Consider the following 24,795-nt stretch of genomic DNA (forward strand, 5'->3'; position numbering starts at 1 on the left):
CGCGAACGCTCTGCCAAGACAGAGGAGAGCCAAGCGATGAATAATGTCGTCCAACTGACCGTCCCGACCCGGATAGCCCCCCTGGAAGCGCGGATCACCGCGCTTCTGGGAGCCTTCGCCGATCACCGCCGCCACGGCGACGACGTGTTCTGGCTGAAGGAAAACGCGGAACTGCTGAACATCCTCGAATGCACCGGCCAGGCCGTCGCCCCAGAGGCACTGGCGCGCCATGCCGGGTTCTATGCCCAGGCCGTGCACCGGCTGGAATTCTTTCCGCAGTATTACCGTTTCATCCTTTCGCTGGCGCTGGATCTCGAAGATCTCGGGATGCCAGGGCACGAAGCGCAGAAGATGGTGGATTTCGCCGCCCGAGAAGGGCTGGCAGAGGCCGAGCTTTCGGACCTGCAGCGCGCCGAGGCGCGGCGCCTGATGACACGGCGCGGCGTCGATCCGATCCGCGATCCCGGCTTGAACGACCGGCTGCGCGCCTTCTGTTCGCGTACAAAGACCTTTGCGCTGCCCAACAAGAAGGCCGCCTACGAACTGACGCACATCGTTTACTACCTTTCCGAATATGGCCGGCGTGATCCCGACCTGCCCGAAGAGGCCATCCAGAGCCTGCATTTCGCCGGTCTGACCGCCTTTTTGGACCAGAACGCCGACCTGCTGGCGGAAATCTGCATTGCCCTGCGTCATGCGGGTCAGATGCCGCCCGCTGTCTGGACCGCCTGGCTGGAACAAGAGACGGGGGCCTATGGTGTCGTCGCGGATGCCCATGCCTCGATCAATGACGACTATCACGAATACCTCGTGTGCAACTGGCACCAGGCCGTCACCGGCGCGCCAGTGTTCCGCAAGCCGGTCCGCGACGAACGCCTGCGGTTCGAACGTGGCGCCCGCGCCCAGACCGTGCTGCGTGAGCTGAGCCAGGCGATCTACGGGCTGGACCACCGGTCGGGTGACTGGGACAGGATGCGCCCACGGATGGAGCCGTCCTTGTCGCCCCAGGCGCGTGATCTGCTCAGTGTCGCCTCGCAGTCCAGCGAGTTGTTCGATGCCTATTTCGAGGGCTTTGCCCGGGCGGGCCGCGCATGACCCGGCTGGCGCTTTCCGGGGCGACGCTGGGTGCCGCGCTCATCCTTGTCTACACCGGCGTGATGGCCGCCGCGGACGGGATCACCAAGTTCATCGCGGGGGGATATGCCGCACCGCAGTTGTTCGTCCTGTCCTCGGCTCTGGTCCTGCTGTTCTCCCTGGCGGGGGCGCGGGCCGACGCAAAGGGCCCCGGCCTGCGGGTCCGGTCGAAAAAGGCTATGACGATCCGCGCCGTGCTGACAGTGATCGCATCGCTGGCCTTCTTCCAGGCCTTTCGCCTGCTGCCGTTCGCGGATGTGTTCCTGTTCATCGGGTTGATCCCGCTGATCGCCGCCGCCCTGTCCGGCCCGGTACTGGGCGAGACGCCGCGTCCCGCGGCCTGGGCGGCGCTGGCGCTGGGTGTCGGCGGCATCCTCTTCCTGATGCCGGGCGGCCTGTCCGGTGCGCAGGCCGGACATGCCTGGGCCTTGTTGGCCGCAGTTTCCGGCTGTGGCTCGATGTTGGCCGCCCGGGCCATTGCCAAGGTGGAACGCGCGCCTCTGGCACAGGTCTTTTGGCCCAACGCGGCACTGATGGTCGTCATGGCACTGGCGCTGCCCTTCGTCTGGAAACCGATGAGCCTGACGGACCTGGGGTGGGTCGGTGCCTATGCCGCCGCCCTGTTTGCCGCCCGCTACATTGTTGCCGAGGCGCTGCGCCTGCTGCCGGCCTATGTCGCAACGCCGCTGATGAACCTGCAATTCGTCTGGATGGTCGTGATCGGGTTCCTGGTCTTTGGCGAGGTGCCGACGCTGGGCACCTGGGCGGGCGTGATGCTGGTGGTCGGATCGGGTTTCTGGCTGGTGCTTGAGGAACACCTGTCGCGGCCCCGCGTCATCCCGGCCGAATGACCCTGCGGTTTGCCTGAAACAGAAAGGGCGCCCGGAGAGGCGCCCTTTTTCATGTACGCAAACCGGCCCGGACTACATCGAGAAAGACGTGCCGCAGCCACAGGAACTGGTCGCGTTGGGGTTCTCGATGGTGAACCGCGCGCCGATCAACTCGTCCGTGAAGTCAATGACCGCACCGGACAGGAAGGGCAGGGAGACGGGATCTACGATCACGCGCTCTTCGCCCTCGGCGATGATCATGTCGTCGGCGGCGGGGTCGTCCAGCTTGATGTCATACTGAAACCCCGAACAGCCGCCACCCTCGACGGCCACGCGCAGGGCCTTGCCATCGGCACCCGCGCCGATCTCGGCGAGGCGGGCAAAGGCACGGTCGGTCACTTTGGGCGGCAGTTGCATGGTGTCCTCTCAACCTGTTCGGCCTCAATATATGCATCACATGGCCCCCTTCAAGCAAGCCGCCCCTCCCGGTTCCGGATGGGGCGGTGCAGGGAGCATCCGATGGGCGCGGGCGCCTATTGCTGATCGCCGATCCAGTTCGCCAGGTCGATCATGTGCTGCGCAAAGCGGCGGCCGGTCGACAGCTCGTGGCTCAGGTGCAACCCGACGACTGCGCCGGTCCCGGCATCGAAGATCGGGGCGCCCAGATCGCCGTAGTCGCTCAGGCAGTTGTGCTCAAATGCCTTGGCGGGCAGGTAGGCGGGATCGGTCGGCAGAGCGCTGCAATGCTGCATCTGCATGGATCCGCCACGCGGAAAGCCGAGCATATAGAGCGGCGCGCGTGGATCGGGGGTGGCCTGGCCCACGCGCTGGATGCGGTCGGCGGCGAAATTGGTGTCGGGATCGGCGATGTGCAGGATCGCCAGCCCGGTTTCCCGGCTCGACAATTCGCTGTCCAGGGTCAGGACATAGCCTTGCGCGGTCCACAGCCGCTGGTCGGGAAAGACATGATCAAAGACGATGCGGATTTCCTCGATCTTGGTGGCGCCGACCCGGGGGTCTTCCAGGATGCCGGGCACGCAGGCATAGGAGGTCGCCACCACCGAGGGGCCGAAAACGAAACCCGAGCAGTAGACCGGGCCGTAATCCGTGGTCACGCGGATGCGGCCCGTGCCGCGCATGTTGTTGATGACCGAGACCTCGTAGCCGTCGCTGTAGGCGGGCGCCGCGAAGGAGATGTAGGGCATTTCCTCAAGCGGTTTGACGTCGACGGTGGGGGTCGGGTCGATTGGCGCACCGGCATTTCGTGGCGGCGGACTGCCTGCGGGCGGCACGGGCTTGGGCAGCGGGCTGCGTGCCTGTTGCGGCTCGACCGGGCTGGGTCCCGGCGGCGGAGTGGCGCCGGGGTTCCGGATCGGCAAGGTCACGTCCTGGCTATCCGGCGGCGTTGCCCGCGGCGGCCGCGTCGAGGGGTTGGGGGCCTTCGCGGGCGGTGCGCCCGGGTTGATCGCTGTGGGGTTCTTGGACCGGATAGTGATCGTGCCGTCGTCCTTGTCCGGTTTGGCCGTCGGGTCCAAGACAAGGGTTTCGTTGATCCGCTTCTTGGGGTCACTGTCCTTGTCGAGGACAAGATCGGCCAGCGCGGGCGCCGGCAGGGCGAGGGTGATGCAGCAGAACGCGACGCTGCGCAGGGGGCTGAACATGGCTTTCTCCAAGGGTTGAACGCTTAAAATACTTGGCCCCAGTCTATCTTTTCGCCGGAACCCGGCAAAGTAAGGAACCCCGGACGTTTTGGAGAAGGTGTAAATCGCCAAGTGCCTGAAAAGGCTCAATCGGCCATTTCGGCTGACTTTCAAGGCCCCGGTTGCGAATCCCGGCCAGCGGCGCATGACAGGGGACAAAAACCGCCACGCAACATCTGGTGTTTGCCCGCGACGGGGCGCCGATATTGGCGGCAACGCGGGCGCCATCCGGGCGGAATGTCGCAAGTCGTTGTTTTTGAAGGACCAGCCGGATAAGAGAGCCTCGGGACAAGCAAATTGGGACTGTATCACATGCGCGCCAGCTTTGCCTCGACACATGACAGTGCGCGGGGGCGCCGCTTCCCGGAAGAGGAAAGCGCCCACAGGTCCTGTTTCCAGCGCGACCGCGACCGGATCATCCACTGTTCCGCCTTCCGTCGGCTGAAACACAAGACGCAGGTCTTCGTCGAACATGAGGGCGATTTCTATCGCACCCGGCTGACCCATTCGATCGAGGTGGCGCAGGTGGCACGCACCATCGCCAACGCGCTGGACCTGAACACCGACCTGACAGAGGCGGTGGCACTGGCGCATGACCTTGGCCACACGCCCTTTGGCCACACCGGCGAAGATGCCCTGCACGCGCTGATGGCGCCCTATGGCGGGTTCGACCATAACGCCCAGACCCTGCGCATCGTTACCCGGCTGGAACGTCACTACGCCGAGTTCGACGGGTTGAACCTGACCTGGGACACGCTGGAAGGCATCGCCAAGCACAACGGCCCGGTGGCCCCCCTTGGCCCGGACGGCACGCTGGTCGGAGAGATCCCGCATGCTCTGGCCGAATATAACGCCGAGGACGACCTGGAACTGTACACCCATGCCAGCGCCGAGGCGCAGGTGGCCGCGCTGTCGGACGACGTGGCCTACAACAACCATGACCTGCACGACGGATTGCGGGCCGGGTTGTTCACGGAAGAAGAGATCGCGGAACTGCCCATCGTGGGTGACGCCTATGCCGAGGTCGACCGCAAGTATCCCACCACGGACGCCTATCGCCGCCGGCACGAGGCGCTGCGGCGGGTCTTTGGCGCGATGGTTTCGGACCTGATCGACACCTCGCGGGAGAAGCTGATCGGCTCGGGCGCGCAATCCGCGCAAGAGATCCGGGATCTCGGCCGCCCGGTGATCGCCTTTTCCGACGCGATGTGGACCGACCTCAAGCAGATCCGCGCCTTTCTGTTCGCCAACATGTACCGCGCACCGAAGGTCATGGAACAGCGCGCCCGGGTGACGCTGGCGGTCAACGAGCTGTTCCCGATCTACATGGGTGACCCGACGCTGCTGCCGCAGCGCTGGCAGGGTGACGTGGCCGGCGCCGAGGGAGAGACCCCCCTGGCGCGACTGGTGGCGGATTACATCGCCGGGATGACCGACCGTTTCGCGCTGCAGCAACACGCGCGGCTGACCGGGCGCGACGTTCTCAAGGGCATGTGGCCCGGCGACGGGGTCAACTGACGTCGCGCATCCCTTGATGCCGTGGCAAGCGCGGTTGCGGCGGCGCGGGCGCCTGCTAGGTTGCCCCGGGTATCAGCCGGGCAGGGAGCGTTTCATGGCAGTTGCGGAAACGGGCGGGTTGGATCCCGTCCTGGCCTTCGGGCTGGTTGGGGCGCTTGGGGTCGGCAGCCAGTGGCTCGCCTGGCGATTGCGGTTGCCCGCCATCGTTCTGATGCTGGTCGCCGGGCTGATCATCGGTCCGGTGACGGGCGTTCTGGACCCGGCGGCGCAGTTCGGTGACATGCTGCAACCGATGATCGCGGTGGCCGTGGCGATCATCCTGTTCGAGGGCGGTCTGACGTTGGACCTGCACCGGCTTTCGGACGCGGCCAAGGGCGTGCGGCGGCTGGTACTGATCGGCGCGCCGCTGGGCTGGATTGCCTCGGCCTCGGCGCTGCATTTCGTGGCCGGGCTCAGCTGGGAATCCTCGGCCGTCTTTGGCGGCATCATGATCGTTACCGGGCCCACCGTGATCGCGCCGCTGCTGCGGCAGGCGCGTCTGCAACGCAGGCCCGCTGCGCTGATGCAGTGGGAGGCCATCGTCAACGATCCCGTCGGTGCGCTGGCCGCCGTGCTGGCCTTCGAGGTTGTGATGGTACTGCGCACCGCGACCAGCGCGGGTCACGCGGTGGTGGAGATCGGCATGGGCGTTGCCGCCGCCACGGCGCTGGGGCTGGCTGCAGGCTGGGGCGTGGTTAAGGCCTTTCGGCAGGCCTGGGTGCCCGAATACATGAAGGTGCCGGTGCTTTTCGTGGTGCTGCTGGGGGTCTTTGCGCTGGCCGATCATGTCCTGCATGAATCCGGCCTGCTGGCGGTGACGATCATGGGTCTCTGGATCGCCAATGCGAAACTGCCGAGTTTCACCGAGATCTACCGGTTCAAAGAACATGCCACCGTCCTGCTGGTGTCGGGGGTCTTTATCCTGCTGGCGGCGGGCATGAGCTTTGATCGCCTCGCCGTGCTCGACTGGCGGGCAGGAGCATTCGTTCTGGCGGTCATCCTGCTGGCGCGCCCCCTGCCGGTGCTGGCGGCGCTGGCCTTTACCAATGTGCCCTGGCGCGAACGCTTGCTTGTCGCCTTCACCGGGCCGCGCGGCGTGGTGCTGGTGGCGGTGGCCGGGCTGTTCGGCGAGAGGCTGGCGCAACTGGGCCTGCCGGATGCGGACCGGATCGCGCCGCTGGCCTTTGCGCTGGTGGCCGCGACGGTGGTCCTGCACGGCTTCACGCTGGCGCCGATGGCGCGTCTGCTGGGACTGACGGCATCGCGGCTGCCGGGGGTGTTGATCATGGGAGGCTCGAAATGGGCGGTCGAGCTGGGCGCCGCGCTGAAAAAGATGGACCTGCCCGTGATCATTGCCGACCCCAACAACGCCCATCTGCGCAGCGCGCGTGAGGCCGGGCTGGATACCTTCTATGGCGACATCCTGTCAGAGGCGGCGGAAGAGCGGGTTGACCTGGTGGCCTATGAGAAACTGATCTGCGCCAGTGACAATGACGCCTATAACACGCTGGTTGCGACCGACCTGGCGCCGGAGTTCGGGCGTGAGAATGTCTTTCAGGTCAAACGCGTGCGCGAGACCTCCAGCCGCCATTCCCTGCCGGCCACGCTGGGTGGACAGGCGTTCGGCGCCAACGAAACCTATTTCGAGGCCAATGCCGCCATCGCGGGCGGGTGCGAGTTCCGCGTCACCAAGCTGACCGAGGAGTTCACCGCGGAAGATTGGCGCGCGGCCCAGACCGAGGCGGTTCCCATCGCAGAGCTGGGGCCGGGGGGCTCACTGCGCCTCCTGGGCCCCGAGGACGAGTTGCGCGGGACGCCCGGCACGCAGCTCCTGGCGCGCCTGCCGAAACGCACGGAACGCAAGGCGCCCGAGGCCGCCGGCGAGGACATTTGACGCCACCCTCCAAAGTGATAGAGACCGGCCAACACTGGAGCCGCTGACATGAACCTGTTTTCCGATATTCGCAGCCTCGTGCTGGATGCCATCGCTGCCTGCCAGGCCGAAGGCGCGCTGCCCGAGGGCCTGAACACCGATCCCGTGACCACCGAACCGCCGCGCGATCCGCTGCACGGTGACATGGCGACCAATGCCGCGATGGTCCTGGCCAAGCCCGCCAAGGCCAAGCCGCGCGACATCGCCGAAGCGCTGGCCGCGAAACTGCGCATCGACGACCGGATCGCCAGCGCCGAGGTGGCCGGGCCGGGGTTCCTGAACCTGCGGCTAGCGCCCTCTGTCTGGCAGGCGCTGCCGGGCCGCATCCTGAAAGACGGCATCGCCTATGGCCGGTCCGATTTCGGGCAGGGCAAGAAGGTGAACGTGGAATATGTCTCGGCCAACCCCACCGGTCCGATGCACGTCGGTCACGCGCGCGGCGCCATCGTGGGTGATGCGCTGGCCTCTCTGCTGGCCTATGCGGGCTATGACGTGACGCGGGAATACTACATCAACGACGGCGGCGCGCAGGTCGACGTGCTGGCGCGGTCCGTCTACCTGCGCTACCTTGAGGCGCATGGCCACGAGGTCGAATTTCCCGATGGCACCTATCCCGGCGACTACCTTGTCGAAGTGGGAGAGGCACTGAAATCCAAGGTGGGCGATGCCTATATCGACCAACCCGAAGAGGTCTGGCTGGCCGAGGTGCGCGAGTTCGCTACCGATGCCATGATGCAAGTGATCCGGGCCGATCTGGGCATGCTTGGCGTCCAGATGGACCACTTCTTTTCCGAGAAGTCGCTCTATGGCACGGGCAAGATCGAGGCGGCCATCGACAGTTTGCGGGACAAGGGGCTGATCTATCGCGGCGTTCTGGAGCCGCCCAAGGGCAAGAAACCCGAGGATTGGGAACCGCGCGAACAGACCCTGTTCAAGTCCACGGACCACGGCGACGACGTGGACCGGCCAATCATGAAATCGGACGGCAGCTGGACCTATTTCGCGCCCGACATCGCCTATCACTATGACAAGGTCAGCCGGGGCTTCGACCTGCTGATCGACATCTTCGGCGCCGATCACGGTGGCTACGTCAAGCGGATGAAAGCCGCCGTTTCGGCGCTGTCGGATGGCAAGGTGCCGCTGGAAATCAAGCTGATCCAGCTGGTCAAGCTGTTCAAGAACGGCGAGCCCTTCAAGATGTCCAAGCGGGCAGGGACTTTCATCACCCTACGCGACCTCGTGGAAATGGTGGGTCCCGACGTGGCGCGGTTCCACATGCTGACCCGCAAGAGCGACCAGGCGCTGGATTTCGATTTCGACAAGGTGGTCGAACAGTCCAAGGAAAACCCGGTCTTCTACGTCCAGTATGCCCATGCACGGATCTGTTCGGTGCTGCGCAAGGCGACGGAGGACGGCGTGGATGTCAGTGATGCGGCCCTGGCGGGGGCCGACCTGTCGGGCATGACCCATGCGTCGGAACTGGGGCTGTCGACCAAGCTGGCGGAATGGCCGCGGCTGGTCGAGATCGCGGCACGGACGCAGGAACCGCACCGGATCGCCACCTACCTTGGCGAACTGGCCGCCGACCTGCACGGCCTTTGGAACCGGGGCAACGACGCGCCCGAACTGCGGTTCCTCCAGGATGACCCGGCTGCAACACAGTCGAAAATCGCGCTGGCACGGGCGACCGCGGTTGTGATTTCCGCCGGTCTTGGTATCTTGGGCGTGACCCCGGTAGAAGAAATGCGCTGACAAAATGCGCCTCTGCCGGGGCTGTTCGAGCAGTCAAGGCATTCGGGCGGCGCTGCACCGCCCGGGGACAAGAGGCAGAGATGGCGGATTTCACATATGATGGGGCCCCCGCGGCCCCGGCTACGGTAAAGATGGCCTCGGTCGCGAATTGGGCCGGGGCGGCTGTGTCGCTTGCGCTGATCGCCGGGATCGCGGTCTGGGGCTATCGGGTGGTTGCGCGCGATGTGTCGGGCGTGCCCATCGTTCAGGCCCTGTCCGGTCCGATGCGCGAAGCTCCGAAGGATCCGGGCGGTCTGCTGGCCGATCACCAGGGGCTGGCGGTCAACGCCGTTGCGGGCAGCGGTGCCGCAGCCGACCCGGCGGATCGGCTGACACTGGCGCCGCGTCCCGCGGGACTGCAGGCCGACGACGTGGCCCTTGGCGTGTTGACACCGGACAAGCCCGTCGCGCCGAAACCGGCGATGGCGCGCAACGCCGAGGTGATCGCGCTGAAGCCCGAGGGCGCGCCGATACCCGAAAGCGCGGATCCCAAGGACACCGGTCCCTTTGCCGCCCTTGCGGATGAGATCGCAGCAAAGTCGAAGCCGCTCAGCCCGCTGCCCGAGGGCACCGAAGCCGAAGTCGTGACGGCCCTTGCAAGCGCATTGCCGGATCAGGCCAAGCCGGAACTGTATACCGGGCCTGGCCTTGCCCGGTCCCTGCGTCCGCGTCTGCGGCCTGCGGGGCTGTCCGCAACGGCGCGGGCGCCTGCGGCCCCCGGCGCCGCCATCGAATGGGATAGCTCCAAGCCGGTCAACGAAGTCGACCCTGACACGCTCTCTGCCGGGACGCGGCTGGTGCAGATCGGTGCATTTGACAGCCCCGAGGCCGCGCGTGGCGAATGGGAGCGGCTGGACGGTCGTTTTGGCGACTATCTGGCCGGCAAGGATCGCGTGATCCAGAAAGCCTCGTCCGGCGGGCGCACCTTCTACCGGTTGCGCGCGCACGGGTTCGAGGACCTCTCGGATGCCCGCCGTTTCTGCGCCGCCTTCGTCGCGCAGAAGGTGGACTGCATCCCGGTGGTCACGAGATGAGCGGCTTCGGCGCGGTCATCCTGGGCTGCGCCGGTTCGGTTCTCTCGGATGAGGAAATCTCTCTCTTCTCGGAGACACGACCCTTCGGCTTTATCCTCTTTGACCGCAATCTGCGGGACGCCCAGCAGATCCGGGCGCTGTGTGACGAATTGCGCGCGGCCGCAGGACATGACGCACCGATCTTCATCGACCAGGAGGGCGGGCGTGTGCAACGCCTGCGCCCGCCGCTGGCACGCTCATGGGCGCCGCCGCTGGAGGATGCCGGTTCCGAGGATGCAGAGCGCCGGTTCTATGTTCGGGGGCGCCTGATCGCCCAAGAATTGCGGGCGCTCGGGATCGACGGGAATTGTGTTCCGACACTGGATATTGCCCGCCCCGATACGCATCCCGTCTTGCAGAACCGCTGCTATGGAGCCGACCGTGACAGCGTGATCCGAAACGGGCGCGCATTTGTGACAGGCTGTCGCGACGGTGGTGTGCTCCCGGTGATGAAACACATGCCGGGCCACGGGCGTGGGACGCTGGACAGCCATCTGGACCTGCCGCGTGTCTCCACGCCGAAATCCGTCCTGTCGAACGAGGACTTTGCCACGTTCGCAGCCTTCGCCGACCTGCCGCTGGGCATGTCGGCGCATCTGGTCTTCGAGGACATCGACCCGCGCCCGGCCACGCTCTCGCCGGTCATGATCCGGCTGATCCGGGACGAAATCGGCTTTGACGGTTTGCTGATGACCGATGACATTTCCATGCAGGCCCTGTCTGGCAGTGTGGCCGAGCGGGGTCGCGCCGCACGGGACGCGGGCTGTGACGTGATCCTGCATTGCAATGGCGATCTGTCAGAGATGCGTGAATTGTGCGAGACCGTGTGTGTGATGGATAGTGCGGCGCAAAGGCGCGCAGAACGGGCTCTGGCGGCGCGCACGGCTCCCCGGCCGGTTGACATCGACGGGCTGCGCGCAGAGGCTGACGCCTTCTTTGTCCAGGACCTGCGCCCCGATCCCGCATGAGCGATCCCGACACGCCCGATCTCATCCAGCTTTCCGTCTCGGAACGTCTTGCCGCCGAGGCGCTGGTTGTCGACGTCGACGGGTTCGAGGGGCCGCTTGACCTGCTTTTGAACATGGCGCGGACGCAGAAGGTGGACCTGCGCAGGATCTCGATCCTGCAACTGGCGCAGCAGTACCTGTCCTTTGTCGAAAAGGCCAAGGCGCTCCGGATCGAACTGGCGGCAGACTACCTTGTCATGGCCGCCTGGCTGGCCTTTCTGAAATCACGCCTGCTGCTGCCGCCGGACCCGACGGAAGAGGGCCCCTCGGGCGAGGACCTGGCCGCGCACCTTGCCTTTCAGCTGGAACGCCTGCAGGCGATGCGGGATTCCGCCGCGCGGCTGATGGCGCGTGATCAGCTTGGACGGGATTTCTTTGCCCGGGGATTTCCCGAGAAGATGGAACAGGTGCGGCAGGTGAAATACACCGCCACGCTTCTGGACCTGATGCAGGGCTATGCACGCATCCGCACGCGCGACGAGTTCCGCCCCTTCGTCATGGACCGCGACAAGGTCTTTACGATGGAACAGGCGCTGGACCGGATGCGCGGGATGATCGGCTTTGCCGGGCAATGGACCGACATTCAAAGCTACCTGCCGGACGGCTGGGCCGAGGACCCGGTGCGCTGGCGGTCGGCCACGGCGGCGACCTTTGCTGCCTCACTGGAGCTTGTCAAAGAAGGCAAGGCAGAGTTGAAACAGTCCGGAACATTCGAGCCCATCCTGTTGCGCCGCAAGGAGTCGCGTGATGAGTGACACGACAGAGATCACGCCCGAGGAAGAGGGCGCCCCGCCCGAAAGCCTGTTCGAGGCCCCGGTCATGGGCGAACAGGAACGCATGGTCGAGGCGATCCTCTTTGCCAGCGCCGAACCCGTCACCGTCAAGGAACTGAACGACCGGATGCCGCACGGCTGCGACGCCGCCGAGGCCTTGGCCCATCTGCGCAAACGCTACGAGGGGCGCGGGGTACACGTGGTGCGCGTGGGCGATGCCTGGGCGATCCGGACCGCGCCCGACCTGGGTTTTCTGATGCAGCGCGAGACGGTCGAGACCCGCAAGCTCAGCCGTGCCGCGATCGAGACGCTGGCCATCATCGCCTATCACCAACCCGTCACGCGGGCCGAGATCGAGGAAATCCGCGGTGTTTCCGTCAGCCGGGGCACAGTGGACCAGTTGCTTGAGATGGAGTGGATCAGGTTCGGCCGCAGGCGAATGACTCCGGGGCGCCCGGTGACGTTTGTGGTGACGCAGGAGTTCCTGGATCATTTCGGGCTGGAATCCGCCCGTGATCTGCCGGGACTGGCCGATCTACGCGCCGCCGGCCTGCTGGAAAGCCGCCCCTCGCCCTTGGGTGCGCCGCAGGCGGGTGAAGGCGATGTCGATGCCGATGAAGGTATGGACGAAGGTCAGAGCGAGTTGTTCGAGGACTGAACCGCCCGAAAATCGGCACATTTCCGGGCTATGGCTGGGAAAATTCCGACAGGAGCAGGACATGAACGCGCACCAACTGATCAACATGATCTTTCGCACCGTGTTGCGGAAGCTGGTGAACAAGGGGATCGACGCGGGGATCGACCGCGCCGCGGGGGGTGGCCGTCAGGGGCAACAGGCGAAACGTGCCACGCGCCAGGCCCGCCGCGCGGCACGCATGGCCCGGCGGTTCTAGGCGGCCTTCGTCACGCCCGGAAATGCTTGCTGAGTTTCAGCCCCTGGCCCTGGTAATTGGAGGCGATGCCCGCGCCGTAAAGCTGTCCGGGCACCTCTGACATGCGCTCATAGACCAGCCGTCCAACGATCTGCCCGTGTTCGAGGACAAAAGGCGCCTCGTGACAACGTACCTCCAGAACGCCGCGTGCGCCTGCGCCGCCGGCGGCCGCGTGGCCGAACCCGGGATCGAAGAACCCCGCGTAGTGCACGCGAAACTCGCCCACCATTGCCAGGTAAGGCGCCATTTCAGCGGCATAGCCGGGAGGGATATGCACGGCCTCGCGGCTGACCAGGATGTAGAAGGCCCCTGGATCGAGGATCAGTTGCTCACGGTCGCTGTGCAACTCGTCCCAGAACTCCATCGGGTCGTAGGCACCGATCCGGTCCAGATCGATCACCCCGGTATGGGGGCGCGCGCGATAGCCCACCAGCCCAGTTTCGCCCGGTTGAAGGTCCACCGAAAAGCCAAGACCCTCGGAAATCACTGCCGGGCCGCCGCCGACGAGGGTCTGTTCGGCGTGCAACTCCTGTAGTTCCGCATCTGTCAAGACGGAGCGCCCGCGCCGGAACCGGATCTGGTTCAGCCGCATTCCGGGCCGCACGAGAACGGAAAAGGAGCGCGGGCAGATCTCGGCGTAGAGCGGACCGTCATAGCCCGTGGCGATGCGGTCGAACTCGACTCCGCCGTCGGTGATGACGCGGGTCAGCAGGTCCAGCCGCCCGGTCGAGCTCTTGGCGTTGGCGATGGCCTGGACACCTTTCGGCAGGGTCACGCTTTCCATCAGCGGAACCAGGTAGACACAGCCCTTTTCCAGGACCGCGCCCTGTGCAAGGTCGATGCTGTGCATCTCGAACTCGTCAATGCGGGCGGCGACGCTGCGCCCTTCGCCGGCCAGAAAGGACGCACGAACCCTGTAGGCGACGTTGCCCAGCCGCAGGTCAAGACTGGCGGGCTGGACCTGGCCATCGACAAAGGGGGTCTCTGCCCGGATCGCACCGTTTGCGATCAGCTCTTCGATCTGCTGGCTTGCCAGGACGCCGGTCATCGCTTCCCCCTCGTTTCGGCTGTCTTATCAAGCAGGTTGACGAAGGGGGAGAGCAAATTGCCGCGTGGCTGCTCAATATGCCAGATCAAAGACGAAGCTGTCGACCGACAACGGTTCGGGTTCCGGTTCGGGCGGGACAAAGCTTTGCGCGACGAGGTAGGGCGTACCGCCGCCGGGCGAGGGAGGCAGGTCGGGATCGATCAATCCGGGCTCAAGGCTGTCCCGGTCCCGCGGGATCGGCTCTTGCGGGGGCGTAGTGCTCGTCTGGTCGGGCAAGGGGCGGCGATAGTCCCATTCGACCTGAAGCGAGGCTTCTTGCGCGATGTCCATATAGCGAATCTCGACCATATGCGTGCCAGGGCTCAGGTTGACCTCGGCAATGATGGGGTCGTTGCGTTCGGCATCGGCGCTGTCCAGAACCAGCGCCCCGTCTACATAGACACGGGCGGCGTCATCGGCGGTCAAACGCAGGCCATAGACACCGCCCTCGGGGCTTTCGACGGTACGTGTATAACGCGCGGCCATGTGATCCTCTGGCCCCTCGGGCCAGATCGCGCCTGCCTCGGCAAGGAAGTCGATCATGACCCGTGTTGCCAGGGCATCTGGGGTGTTGAACGGCACCTCGTCGAGGTCGGCGATACCCTCGTCCAGTACGAAGTATTCGGCGTCGTAGAACCCGGGCGAGTCCGGGGCGGGGGCAAGGATGGTGAAGCCTGCCGCCTCCAGCGCTGTTTCGATCTCTAGGTTGATGGTGTCGAAATTGGCCAGGACATCGGGGTGAATCGCGGCGGGCAGCGACGCAGGCAACTGCGGCAGTTGGCCATAGCTGGCCTGATATGTGATCATGGCCGCAAGGAAATAGGTGGTTTCCGTCCCGTGTGGCGCGTTGTCGATGTAGAACGCTTCCGCGGGTACGGAAGACAGAACACCTGTCATGAGTTCCGACAGGATCGAGGCCACAGGCAAGAGCGCGAGATCGGCTGTGGGCCGAGCAATATTCACCATGTCCACGAGGTCGAGGAACCAGTCGTGGTAGGCGCCCATGTTGTAGGCGTGATATTGCGCAAATGCTTCGGTCGAGATCGGAAACTCCGGGACGTAGGGAGCCATGTCCGCCCAGCCTTCGTAGACCAGCAATAGTGGGGCAGGATGATCCGCCAGCAGGTCGTCGACAATGTCGATCACCGCGTCGAAGGGGGACCGACTGTCGCCGCTATAGTGCGTGTCCGGGGAAACGTCCTGGATGAAGTTGGCCGGCGTGATCAGGATCGAATCGAAGACCGCATCGGCGAACCCGACCAAGTCAGAGTTCCAGGCTCCCGCGACTCCGGGAAAGCCCCATTGATCGTAGGGCTCTGGCCAATCGGCGAAATTCCGAAGAAACCCGTAGCTGCCCGACACGGCATAGCCGAACCCCGCGGTGTCCGCGAAAAGATCCATCCAGATCGGGACATTGGCATAGACATCGCTGGCGTCAGTGTAGTTCACCAGTGAATTGCCAAAGATGTACTGAGAGATGGATTGGGGCATTCTTGCCGTCCCTGAAGCTGGCCCGGGCCATGCGCCCCTTGGGCCGCAGGGCTGACGCGCAAAGCATAGAAGGTGGCTGCACCAGGTCAATTCGCGGACGTGGCGCGGCGGTGCGCCTGTTGGTGGACAGGCGGTTTACTGCTGCGCACCAATCGCCGGGAAAAAGAGGTGGGTCACGTGCCCCCGAGGGGGAGGTAACTACCTGTCATCGTAGGATTTTTGTGGGGTGGTTTGATTTGGTCGGGCTAGCAGGACTCGAACCTGCGACCTTCCGTCCCCCAGACGGACGCGCTACCAGGCTGCGCCATAGCCCGACTTGTCGGGGTGTCTTACGCTATTTTTCGGCAAGAGCAACCCCCCGATTGACGAATTTTTGCGCTTCAGGACAGAGGCGCCGACAGCCGGTCGTGCAGCGCCTTCAGCACGGGGAGTTGCGCGGCAAGCGCGGCCTTCTGATCCGGGGTCAGACTGCGGATTCGCGCCAGTTGCCCAAGGGGACCGATGGCCGGGGCAGGGGCCGAGGGCACAGGTTGCGCCTCGGGGTCGGCACCGAAATCGGGCAGGTCGAGACCAGCCGGCGTGACAGCGGTTTCCGGCGGGAAGGTGTGGGTTGGCTCCGGGTCCAGGCTTTCCAGGACCTCGGCTGTGTCTGGGTGCAGGGCTGCAACCAGATCGTCGGGCAGCGGAGGTTTCCACGCTGGCGGCGCCAGGTCGAAAGGCAGTTCCGGTGTATCATTGTCGCCCCAGAGGTCCAGGGTCGGTGCAGTATCGGTGGACGTGGCAGTCAAGGTGTCCGGCGTCTCTTCACTTGCTTGGGGCGCCACTGTCGCGTCCTCGATCTCGTCAGTGGCAGGCGCCACCTCTTCGACCGTTGCATCCTCGGCGTCGGTTGTTTCGATCGGCGAATCCCCGGGCTCCATTGGGGCAGCCGCCGCGGATTCGGTGTCTTCGTCCGTGGTGTCCTCGGCGGGCGGCGTATCGGTCGCGGCCGTCTGGATTTCGTCGGCTTCCTGCTGGGCAGGTTCGTCCGCTACATCATGGGCGACGCCCGGCATGGAGTCCTGTTCGTCGAGGGGGCTCTCAGGGGCCTCCTGCGGCTCCGCTTCGGAGGGCGCCGTGCCGCTGGCCGGCTGTTGCAGGTGCTCGCCGGGGAAGACGACGACCGAATCCGTCACCTCGTCCAGCGGGACCTCGGCATAGGGCGCATCTTCGATCAAAGTGCCGTCGTCGATTGCCTCATCCTCGTCGACAGGTTGCGAGGCGAGGGCGGCGACATGTCGGACACCCTGTTCACGCAGCACCTTCTGGACGCCCTTGATGGTCATCCCGTCATCATGCAGCAGCCGTTTGATTCCGCCAAGCAATTCCATGTCGGCAGGCCGATAGTAACGGCGCCCGCCGGCGCGTTTGACCGGCTTTACCTGGCTGAACTTGCTTTCCCAGAAACGCAGGACATGGGCTGGCGTATCCAGCCATTCCGCAACTTCCGAGATGGTGCGGAACGCATCGCGAGACTTGGGCATGAAACGTGCCTCAGCGCTTGTTGCCCGCGGCGACGCGGTCTTTCATCAGGTGCGAAGGGCGGAACGTCAGGACCCGGCGTGGCTGGATCGGCACCTCTTCGCCGGTCTTGGGATTGCGCCCGACGCGGGCCGCCTTTTCGCGCACCGAAAACGTCCCGAAGGACGAGATCTTGACCTGTTCGCCGTCGACCAGTGCATCGGACATGTGCTGCAGCACTGCCTCGACAAGTTCGGCGCTTTCGTTGCGTGACAGGCCTACCTCGCGAAATACAGCTTCGCTAAGATCCATGCGCGTCAGGGTCTTGTCACCCATGTTCGTCCCTCCCGGTGTTTTATCGGGATTATCGACGTCAAAAATCACAAGTCAATATCAACGACTTGCGGCAAGCAATTTATCCAGAGGTGAAAGACGGCTATGCAACAGGCGCAGGCAGTCCGGACACAGGTCCTTACCAGCGCAGGACCACCGCGCCCCAGGCAAGGCCGCCGCCGATCGCCTCGGTCACGACAAGGTCGCCCGGTTTGATCTGTCCGCGTGCCTTGCCCACGGACAGGGCCAGGGGAATCGATGCGGCCGAGGTGTTGCCGTGATCCTGAACGGTCACGACGACCCGGTCCATCGACAGGCCCAGTTTCTTGGCGGTTCCGGCAATGATGCGGATGTTGGCCTGATGTGGCACGACCCAGTCGATCTGATCCGCGCTCAGCCCTGCCTTGGAGAGCGCCGTCGTGGCCGTCGAGGCCAGCTTTTCGACCGCGTGGCGGAACACTTCCTTGCCCTGCATCCGGAGGAAGCCCGTGCTTTGCGTGCTGACGCCGCCATCGACATAGAGAATGTCGCGGTAACGCCCGTCGCTGTTCAGGTCGGTGGCAAGTATCCCCCGATCCGTGCCGGTGCCGTCGCCTTCCTGCGCTTCGAGGATCAACGCACCGGCGCCGTCGCCGAAGAGGACGCATGTCGCCCGGTCGGTCCAGTCCATGATGCGTGAAAAGGTCTCGGCCCCGATGACGATGATACGCTTGGCCTGGCCCGAGATGATCATAGAGTTTGCCGTGGTCAGGGCATAGATGAACCCGGCGCAGACGGCCTGCACGTCGAATGCAAACCCGTGCATCATATTGAGTTCTGACTGCACCATCGTCGCCGCCGAGGGAAAGGTCAGGTCCGCCGTCGAGGTCGCAACGATGATCGCGTCAACGTCGTCCGGTTCCAGCCCCGCATCCTGCAACGCAGCGCGCGCGGCGCGGGTGGCCAGATCGGAAGTGGTTTGTCCTTCGGCCGCGAAATGCCGTCTTTCGATGCCTGAACGGGACCGAATCCAAGCGTCCGACGTCTCCAGGGTTGCTTCGAATTCGGCATTTTCGACGACTCGGTCGGGCAGGTAATGCCCGACACCGGTGACGACGGCGCGTGTGGTCATGATCTTTTGCGGTCCTCTTCTGCGGCGCCATCCTGCGCCGCCTCGGCGGCAGAGGCAACCCGTGCCGCCAGACGGTCGGCAAAGCCCGCGCGCGCAAGTTCGAAGGCCAGTTTCACGGCGGCCGAAACCCCGGTCGCATCGGCGGAACCGTGCGATTTCACGACGGTCCCGTTGAGCCCGAGGAAGACACCGCCGTTCACGCGCCGCGGGTCGATCCGCTTTTGCAGGCGCTTGAGCGAGGTCAGCGCCAGAAGAGAGGCGATGCGGGACAGGGGCGAATAGGCAAAGGCCTCGCGCAGCAGGTCCCCGATCAGCTTGGCTGTGCCTTCGCCGGTCTTGAGCGCGACATTGCCGGTGAAGCCATCGGTGACGATCACGTCACAGGAGTCGCCCGGGATGTCGCCGCCCTCGACGAACCCGACGAAGGTATAGTTGCCCTCGGATTCATGCGCGGCGATGCGGTCATGCGCCTCTTTCAGTTCGGCGCGCCCCTTATGTTCCTCGGTGCCGACGTTCAGCAGACCGATGCGGGGCCGTGTCAGGGACAGGCCGTTGCGCGCATAGGCGGCGCCCATCAGTGCGTATTGCAGCAGGTCTTCAGCGTCGGCACGGATGTCCGCACCCACGTCCAGCATGACGTTGAAGCCCTGAGGATTGCGCGATGGCCAGAGAATCGCGATAGCCGGGCGGTTGACGCCCGGCAGCTTGCGCAGTCGGATCATCGACAGCGCCATGAGCGCGCCGGTGTTGCCGCAGCTGACCGCCACGGTCGCCTCGCCCGCGCGCACCGAATCCAGCGCCGACCACATCGAGGTGCCCTTGCCGTGACGCATCACCTGGCTGGGCTTGTCCTCCATGCTGACGACACCCTGGGCATCGCGGATCTCGCACCGGTCCGACAACCCGCGACGGCGCGCGACCAGCTTTTCCAGCTCATCGACCGGGCCGTGCAGGATAAAATGGATCTCGGGATTCTTGCGGGCAGATTTGTAGATGCCGGCGACCACTGTCGCCGGTCCACTGTCGCCGCCCATCGCGTCGACCGATATCACCACTCGGGACGGGCCTGCGTCCTTGTTGTCCTTCAGCGAGGTCATGCAGGCAATGTCCCGGTTGGGCTATCAGGCCGCGTCTTCGTCCAGGTCGATGTCGTCGGTCATCGCGACGATTTCACGTTCCGCGTAGTGACCGCAGGACGGGCAGACATGGTGCGGGCGCTTCAGCTCGCCGCAGTTGTCGCACTCGTTCGGGTTCGCGGCGGTCAGCGCATCGTGAGCGCGGCGGTTGTTGCGGCGCGACTTGGAAACCTTGTTCTGTTGGACAGCCATGTCTCAACCTCGTTTTGTCGTCGGGGGCGGGGCCTCCCGGAAGTTTCGGATGGGCCATGCCGCGCTGCCCCGTCAAGGTGCCCGCGGCGACATGCGCCAGACGTACTCATGAGCGCGCGAAAATACGCAGTGCCGAAGATTTGGCAAGCGGATTCTCAATCGTCCTCGCCCTTGTTCTGCATTTTTTCGCGCAGACCTGCCAGCCCTGCAAACGGTTTGCTGTCCTCGTCGGTCATCGGGGCCACACCTTCGGCTGCAAACTGCGCCTCGCCCAGTTCCACGCCCTCCTTGCGGGGGTAGGTCGGCAGGGCCAGTGAAAGCGCCTCGAGCATCACCGCCTCGAGGTCGATCTCATCCCCGAGTTCCTCGACGCTGTCGTCTTCGGGCATCTCCGTCTCGGTCCCGGCTTCCGGTTGGGCAATGCGCTCGGGCGGCAAGAATTCGCGCACGACATGTGTATCGATCCGGGTCGTCACCGGTTCCAGCGTGACGATACAGGACTGGACCGCCGTCGCGCCCAAGTCGCCTTCGAGACGCCAGCCATACTTGCCGAGCGGGGTCAACTGCCCGGTGAATCTCATTTTTCTCAGGCTTTGCGCGCCCAGTTCGGCGGCATGGGCGGCGCGTGCCTCTGGTCCCGGTTCCAGGCGGAAGTGGGTCGGACCTGTCTGACGCAGGGCGGAGACGCGCAAGCGCGCCGGTGTCGGGGATCCATCGGGTCTGTCGGTGGTCATTGTGTCGGGTTTTCCTGCGCTTGAATGGCGGGCGTTCCTTCTGTAAGCGGGATAGGTGGCGAAAAGGCCCGTGACAAGAGGGGCGTGAGATGAACGGATTTGCAGGCAAGCTCAAGGCTGCGATTGCCATGCTGATGATCGTCGGGCTGTCGGCCTGTGCCGCGCAGTACCGCACCCACGGGTATCTTCCCTCCGAGGCGGACCTGCAACAGATCGTGCCCGGTGTCGATACCAAGGCCTCGGTCGAGGACCTGATTGGGGTGCCCAACGCCGCTGGCGTTCTGAACGGTTCGGGATACTACTATATCGAGACCGAAGTGCGCCATTTCGCCTACCAGAAGCCCAAGGTGGTCGAACGCACCATCGTCGCCATCACTTTCGACGAGGCGGACGTGGTCAGCAACATCACCACCTACGGGCTGGAGGATGGCCGTGTCGTGGCGATCAACCGTCGCGTGACACAGACCACTGACGGCGACATCAGCTTTATCCGCAAGCTCTTTGGCAACATCGGCGGAATCTCGGCAAGCAACCTGCTCGGCGGCTGAACGCCCGCCCGGGCGGCGCCGTGAAAGCGTCATTTGATTGTCACGCGGTTTTGGCATCCCCTGCCGGAGACGGGCGTTCGAATCGTGCGCCCGGGCAGGAGAGAGCGAGATGATCAAGCTGAGCCGTGGGCGCTACAGGGCCCGGATGGCCGAGGGCGCGGCAGACATCGAGGCAGCGCAGCGCCTGCGCGGCAAGGCGTTTCACGGCGGCGGCATGGACGCGGACGGCTTCGACCCGGTCTGCGATCATGTTCTGGTCGAGGACAGCCGTAGCGGCGCGCTGGTCTGCTGTTTCCGCTTTCTGCCGCTGGCCAGTGGCGGCGAGATCGGACGCAGCTATTCAGCCCAGTACTACGAGCTTTCGGCGCTGGAGAGTTTCGAGGGCCGCATGGTCGAGTTGGGTCGGTTCTGCATCGACCCCGACCTGCAGGACCCCGATATTCTGCGTGTCGCCTGGGGCGCGATGACCGCCTACGTTGACACGCAGGGTGTCGAACTGCTGTTCGGCTGCGCCAGTTTCTCGGGCACGGATGCGCGCGCCTACTACGATGCCTTTGCCATGCTCAAGGCCCGTCACCTGGCGCCGCGCCGCTGGCTGCCCCGGGTCAAGGCGCCGGATGTCTTCCGCTTTGCCGCGCGGCTGCGGCGCAAGCCCGATGCGAAAAAGGCCATGTTGCGGATGCCGCCGCTGCTGCGGACCTACCTCATGATGGGGGGCTGGGTGTCCGATCACGCGGTCGTGGATGCCCAGATGAACACGCTCCATGTCTTCACCGGGGTGGAAATCGCCTCTATCCCGCCGGCGCGCAAGAAACTGTTGCGGGCTGTTGCGGGCTGACATGTCGATCCGGAGGGCAGGGGAGGCGGTCCTGTCACAAACCCGTATCGAAACCTTTGCAAGAGTGCCATCGCCCTGTCGTCTTGGCGGGGGAAAGGTCCGTTAGTCCAAAGAACGGACATCTTTCCAACAGCTTCAAGGTGACACGCCATGTCCAAAGCCAACCTCCTGTTGCCCCGTCCCAACCGCCGTGCCTTCCTGGCCGGGTCGACCGCCTTTGCCGCATCGCTGGCCATGCCGGCGATCAGCCGTGCCTCGGCGCGCCCGGTCTTTACCCACGGGGTCCAGTCCGGCGACGTCGACATGTCCTCGGGCATGATCTGGACCCGCACCGACCGTCCGGCCCGGGTGATGATGGAGGTCGCGACCACTGAGAGCTTTGCAGATGCCCGCCGCTTGGCGCCTCTGGACGCGCTGCCCGAAAGCGATTTCGCGGTCAAACGGCTGCTGACCGAGCTGGCCTCGGACCAGGACGTCTTTTACCGCTTCACCGCCGCCGACCTGAGCGACATCAACGCGGTGTCCGAACCGATTGTCGGTCGTTTCCGCACCGCGCCGGGCGCGCGCCGCTCCGTGCGCTTCGCCTGGTCGGGTGACACTGCCGGCCAAGGCTGGGGCATCGATGACGAGGGCATGCGCACCTATGCCACGATGACCCGGCACCAGCCCGATTTCTTCCTGCATTCCGGGGACACCATCTATGCCGATGGCCCGATGCAGGATGAGGTCGAGAAGGATGGCGAAGTGATCTGGAAGAACACTGTCCTGACCGACGAGAAACGCAAGGTCGCCGAAACGCTGGACGAGTTCCGCGGCCAGTGGAAGTACAACATGATGGACGAACACGTTCTGGCGATGAACGCGGCCGTGCCAACCTTCTTCCAGTGGGACGATCACGAGGTGGTCAACAACTGGTCCTCCTCGCGCAGCCTGATGGAAGACGACCGCTACACCGAGAAATCGGTGCATGTTCTGGCCGCGCGTGCCGGTCGGGCTTTCCACGAGATGGCGCCGATCCGCTACACCCCGGCAGAGCCGGGCCGCGTCTACCGCAAGATCTCCTACGGTCCGATGCTCGACATCTTCTTCCTCGATCTGCGCAGCTATCGCGGGCCGAACACGGAGAACCTGCAGGATGAACTGACGGACGAGAGCCGCATCCTGGGCCGGGAGCAGGTCGAATGGCTCAAGCGCGAACTGACGCAATCCAAGGCGACCTGGAAGGTGATCGCCTCGGACATGCCGATCGGTCTCGTGGTCGGTGGCGGGCAGGAAGCCATCGCCAACGGTGACAACGGCGAGGCCAAGGGGCGTGAGCTGGAAATCGCGGGCCTCCTGCGCTTCATCAAGGCCGCCGAGATCCGCAACACGGTCTGGTTGACCGCCGATGTGCACTATACCGCCGCACACCATTACTCGCCCGACCGCGCGCAGTTCCAGGACTTCGCCCCTTTCTGGGAGTTCGTCTCCGGCCCGCTGCACGCAGGCACCTTCGGCCCGAACGACCTGGACATGACCTTCGGTCCCGAGGTTCGCTACGTGAAGGCGCCGGAAGAAGGCCAGGTGAACCTGCCTCCCTCCGCCGGTCTTCAGTTCTTCGGCCTCGTCGACATCGACGGCGCGACAGAGCAGCTGACCGTGCGCCTGATGGACCGCGCGGATACCGAGCTCTGGGCCGTGACGCTGGACCCCGAGCGCGCCTGATAGCCGCCCGCTCCTGAAAAAAGGGCCGCACCCTCGATCGGGGTGCGGCCCTCACATTATTGACCTGTGTTTCTTTGGGCTGAAAATACCTCCGGGGAGCGCGAGGGGCTGGCCCCTCGCTCCTGTCCCAAGGGCCCGCACGGCGCTCAGTACCCGCGCCAGATCCAGCCGCCACCAAAGATGCGCGAGCCTTCGGGCGCATAGAAGACGCAGGCCTGGCCCGGGCTGACGCCTTCCTCGGCCACCACAAGTTCCACCTCGGCCTCGGTCTCCGAGATCGGGCGCACCACCGCCTCGCGTGGCGGGCGGGTCGAGCGGACCTTGACCATGAGATGCCATTCCTCGCGGCTGGTGAAGGGCTCATCGCCCAGCCAGTTGATCTCACGCACAGGGACCTTGCGGGTGGCCAGCATCTCCTTGGGGCCGACGATCACCTGCCGGTTCTCGACGTCCAGTTTCACAACGTAGAGCGGTTCCGACAACCCGCCGATGCCCAGGCCCCGGCGCTGGCCGATGGTATAGTGGATCACCCCTTCATGGTCTCCCAGGACACGGCCATCCATATGCACGATCTGGCCTGGCTCGGCGGCGCCCGGGCGCAGTTTCTCGATCACGGCGGCATAATTGCCGTCGGGAACGAAGCAGATGTCCTGGCTGTCCGGCTTCATCGCCACGCTCAGCCCGTATTTCGCGGCCAGCGCCCGGGTCTCGTCCTTCGACGGCAGGTGGCCCAGGGGAAAGCGCAGGTAATCCAACTGCTCGGGCGTGGTCGAGAACAGGAAATAGCTCTGATCGCGCGAGGCATCGGCGGCGGAATGCAGTTCCGCGCCGCTTTCGCCCATCTTGCGCTGGATGTAGTGGCCCGTCGCCATGCAGTCGGCATCCAGGTCCTTGGCGGTCTCCAGCAGGTCCTTGAACTTCACCCGTTCATTGCAGCGAATGCAGGGCACCGGCGTGGCGCCGCCCAGGTAGCTGTCGGCGAATTCGTCGATCACCGCTTCGCGAAAGATGTTCTCGTAGTCGAGGACATAGTGCGGAAAGCCCATCGATTCGGCGACACGGCGCGCGTCGTGGATGTCGATGCCGGCGCAGCAGGCGCCTTTCTTGGCCAGGGCTGCGCCGTGATCGTACAGCTGCAGCGTGACGCCGACCACGTCATAGCCTTCTTCCTTGAGCATGGCGGCCACGACGGAACTGTCGACGCCGCCGGACATGGCGACGACCACCCGGGTTTCGGAAGGCGGTTTGGGCAGGCCCAGCGAGTTCAGCGGGCGCGTGTCGAGGGGCATGACGTCTCTCCTTGGAATGGCGGGAAATATAGGAAAATCCGACCTATTCTCAAGGGGGCGTTTCAGTCGTCGTTAAGTGCCGCGTGGCTTTATGACCGCCAA

24 protein-coding genes and 1 tRNA gene are annotated in these 24,795 nt (G+C 64.9%); 13 read left to right on the forward strand and 12 right to left on the reverse strand.

Annotated elements, in window-relative coordinates; all coding sequences use genetic code 11:
* Positions 1–36 precede the first annotated feature (36 nt).
* A complete protein-coding gene (locus BLQ71_RS01720) occupies positions 37–1,095 on the forward strand; it encodes a DUF6902 family protein (protein ID WP_074620494.1) in 1,059 nt (352 codons plus the stop codon).
* On the forward strand, positions 1,092–1,985 hold the full coding sequence (locus tag BLQ71_RS01725; protein WP_074620495.1) for a DMT family transporter: 894 nt from the start codon (positions 1,092–1,094) through the stop codon (positions 1,983–1,985). The genes BLQ71_RS01720 and BLQ71_RS01725 overlap by 4 nt, the downstream gene beginning before the upstream one ends.
* A gap of 72 nt (positions 1,986–2,057) precedes the next feature.
* Here BLQ71_RS01725 and BLQ71_RS01730 read toward each other — a convergent pair whose 3' ends face one another.
* Both BLQ71_RS01730 and BLQ71_RS01735 read right to left on the reverse strand, forming a co-directional pair.
* Entirely contained in the window at positions 2,058–2,381 is a 324-nt protein-coding gene (locus tag BLQ71_RS01730; RefSeq protein ID WP_043139264.1) for a HesB/IscA family protein, read from the reverse strand.
* Positions 2,382–2,497: 116 nt separating this feature from the next.
* Positions 2,498–3,625 carry a trypsin-like serine peptidase gene (locus BLQ71_RS01735; protein ID WP_133066105.1) on the reverse strand — a complete coding sequence of 376 codons (1,128 nt, stop codon included), beginning with the start codon at positions 3,623–3,625 and terminating at the stop codon, positions 2,498–2,500.
* 351 nt (positions 3,626–3,976) lie between these two features.
* Here BLQ71_RS01735 and BLQ71_RS01740 point away from each other — a divergent pair, with 351 nt between their 5' ends.
* The 8 genes from BLQ71_RS01740 (at position 3,977) to BLQ71_RS26250 (ending at position 12,691) form a co-directional block, all read left to right on the forward strand.
* On the forward strand, positions 3,977–5,182 hold the full coding sequence (locus BLQ71_RS01740; protein ID WP_074620497.1) for a deoxyguanosinetriphosphate triphosphohydrolase: 1,206 nt from the start codon (positions 3,977–3,979) through the stop codon (positions 5,180–5,182).
* Between the two features lie 94 nt (positions 5,183–5,276).
* Positions 5,277–7,115 carry a cation:proton antiporter gene (locus BLQ71_RS01745; RefSeq protein WP_074620498.1) on the forward strand — a complete coding sequence of 613 codons (1,839 nt, stop codon included), beginning with the start codon at positions 5,277–5,279 and terminating at the stop codon, positions 7,113–7,115.
* Between the two features lie 48 nt (positions 7,116–7,163).
* Entirely contained in the window at positions 7,164–8,906 is a 1,743-nt protein-coding gene (argS, locus tag BLQ71_RS01750; RefSeq protein WP_074620499.1) for an arginine--tRNA ligase, read from the forward strand.
* Positions 8,907–8,986: 80 nt separating this feature from the next.
* Positions 8,987–9,979, forward strand: coding sequence for an SPOR domain-containing protein (locus BLQ71_RS01755; RefSeq protein ID WP_074620500.1), 993 nt, complete (start codon positions 8,987–8,989; stop codon positions 9,977–9,979).
* On the forward strand, positions 9,976–10,986 hold the full coding sequence (nagZ, locus tag BLQ71_RS01760; protein WP_074620501.1) for a beta-N-acetylhexosaminidase: 1,011 nt from the start codon (positions 9,976–9,978) through the stop codon (positions 10,984–10,986). Before BLQ71_RS01755 ends, nagZ begins: the two co-directional genes overlap by 4 nt.
* The gene (locus BLQ71_RS01765) at positions 10,983–11,780 is read left to right on the forward strand and encodes a segregation and condensation protein A (protein ID WP_043139249.1); all 798 of its coding nucleotides are present in this window, start codon (positions 10,983–10,985) and stop codon (positions 11,778–11,780) included. Before nagZ ends, BLQ71_RS01765 begins: the two co-directional genes overlap by 4 nt.
* Positions 11,773–12,456 (forward strand): SMC-Scp complex subunit ScpB, encoded by a 684-nt coding sequence (gene scpB / locus BLQ71_RS01770; protein ID WP_074620502.1) that lies wholly within the window; start codon positions 11,773–11,775, stop codon positions 12,454–12,456. Before BLQ71_RS01765 ends, scpB begins: the two co-directional genes overlap by 8 nt.
* A gap of 61 nt (positions 12,457–12,517) precedes the next feature.
* The gene (locus BLQ71_RS26250; RefSeq protein WP_162846262.1) at positions 12,518–12,691 is read left to right on the forward strand and encodes a hypothetical protein; all 174 of its coding nucleotides are present in this window, start codon (positions 12,518–12,520) and stop codon (positions 12,689–12,691) included.
* Between the two features lie 10 nt (positions 12,692–12,701).
* Here the strand turns inward: BLQ71_RS26250 and BLQ71_RS01775 are convergent, their stop codons facing one another.
* The 9 genes from BLQ71_RS01775 to BLQ71_RS01815 all read right to left on the reverse strand — a co-directional run bounded on the left by BLQ71_RS01775 (position 12,702) and on the right by BLQ71_RS01815 (position 20,314).
* Entirely contained in the window at positions 12,702–13,778 is a 1,077-nt protein-coding gene (locus BLQ71_RS01775) for a 2'-deoxycytidine 5'-triphosphate deaminase (protein WP_074620503.1), read from the reverse strand.
* Positions 13,779–13,850: 72 nt separating this feature from the next.
* Positions 13,851–15,308 (reverse strand): PA14 domain-containing protein, encoded by a 1,458-nt coding sequence (locus tag BLQ71_RS01780; RefSeq protein ID WP_074620504.1) that lies wholly within the window; start codon positions 15,306–15,308, stop codon positions 13,851–13,853.
* 237 nt (positions 15,309–15,545) lie between these two features.
* A tRNA-Pro gene (locus BLQ71_RS01785) sits at positions 15,546–15,622 on the reverse strand.
* Between the two features lie 66 nt (positions 15,623–15,688).
* Positions 15,689–16,831, reverse strand: coding sequence for a MerR family transcriptional regulator (locus BLQ71_RS25680; protein WP_083342118.1), 1,143 nt, complete (start codon positions 16,829–16,831; stop codon positions 15,689–15,691).
* Between the two features lie 10 nt (positions 16,832–16,841).
* Positions 16,842–17,144, reverse strand: coding sequence for an integration host factor subunit alpha (gene ihfA, locus BLQ71_RS01795; protein ID WP_043139242.1), 303 nt, complete (start codon positions 17,142–17,144; stop codon positions 16,842–16,844).
* Positions 17,145–17,280: 136 nt separating this feature from the next.
* The gene (locus BLQ71_RS01800) at positions 17,281–18,252 is read right to left on the reverse strand and encodes a beta-ketoacyl-ACP synthase III (protein ID WP_043139241.1); all 972 of its coding nucleotides are present in this window, start codon (positions 18,250–18,252) and stop codon (positions 17,281–17,283) included.
* Positions 18,249–19,349: a phosphate acyltransferase PlsX gene (gene plsX, locus BLQ71_RS01805; protein WP_052244345.1), complete on the reverse strand. Its 1,101-nt coding sequence runs from the start codon at positions 19,347–19,349 to the stop codon at positions 18,249–18,251. Before plsX ends, BLQ71_RS01800 begins: the two co-directional genes overlap by 4 nt.
* Before the next feature lie 24 nt (positions 19,350–19,373).
* Complete coding sequence (gene rpmF, locus BLQ71_RS01810) at positions 19,374–19,580, reverse strand: 50S ribosomal protein L32 (protein ID WP_043139238.1); 207 nt, start codon at positions 19,578–19,580, stop codon at positions 19,374–19,376.
* 155 nt (positions 19,581–19,735) lie between these two features.
* Positions 19,736–20,314 (reverse strand): YceD family protein, encoded by a 579-nt coding sequence (locus tag BLQ71_RS01815; protein ID WP_069211369.1) that lies wholly within the window; start codon positions 20,312–20,314, stop codon positions 19,736–19,738.
* 89 nt (positions 20,315–20,403) lie between these two features.
* On the opposite strand from BLQ71_RS01815, the gene BLQ71_RS01820 reads away from it, so the two are divergent.
* The 3 genes from BLQ71_RS01820 (at position 20,404) to BLQ71_RS01830 (ending at position 23,404) form a co-directional block, all read left to right on the forward strand.
* The gene (locus tag BLQ71_RS01820; protein ID WP_043139235.1) at positions 20,404–20,862 is read left to right on the forward strand and encodes an outer membrane protein assembly factor BamE; all 459 of its coding nucleotides are present in this window, start codon (positions 20,404–20,406) and stop codon (positions 20,860–20,862) included.
* A gap of 109 nt (positions 20,863–20,971) precedes the next feature.
* Complete coding sequence (locus BLQ71_RS01825) at positions 20,972–21,700, forward strand: GNAT family N-acetyltransferase (RefSeq protein ID WP_052244343.1); 729 nt, start codon at positions 20,972–20,974, stop codon at positions 21,698–21,700.
* Between the two features lie 150 nt (positions 21,701–21,850).
* Entirely contained in the window at positions 21,851–23,404 is a 1,554-nt protein-coding gene (locus BLQ71_RS01830) for an alkaline phosphatase D family protein (protein WP_074620505.1), read from the forward strand.
* A 146-nt stretch (positions 23,405–23,550) separates the two neighbouring features.
* Here BLQ71_RS01830 and mnmA read toward each other — a convergent pair whose 3' ends face one another.
* Positions 23,551–24,693 (reverse strand): tRNA 2-thiouridine(34) synthase MnmA, encoded by a 1,143-nt coding sequence (gene mnmA, locus BLQ71_RS01835; protein WP_074620506.1) that lies wholly within the window; start codon positions 24,691–24,693, stop codon positions 23,551–23,553.
* Positions 24,694–24,795 lie beyond the last annotated feature (102 nt).

This window comes from Antarctobacter albus (assembly GCF_900101505.1).
GTDB lineage: Bacteria > Pseudomonadota > Alphaproteobacteria > Rhodobacterales > Rhodobacteraceae > Antarctobacter > Antarctobacter albus.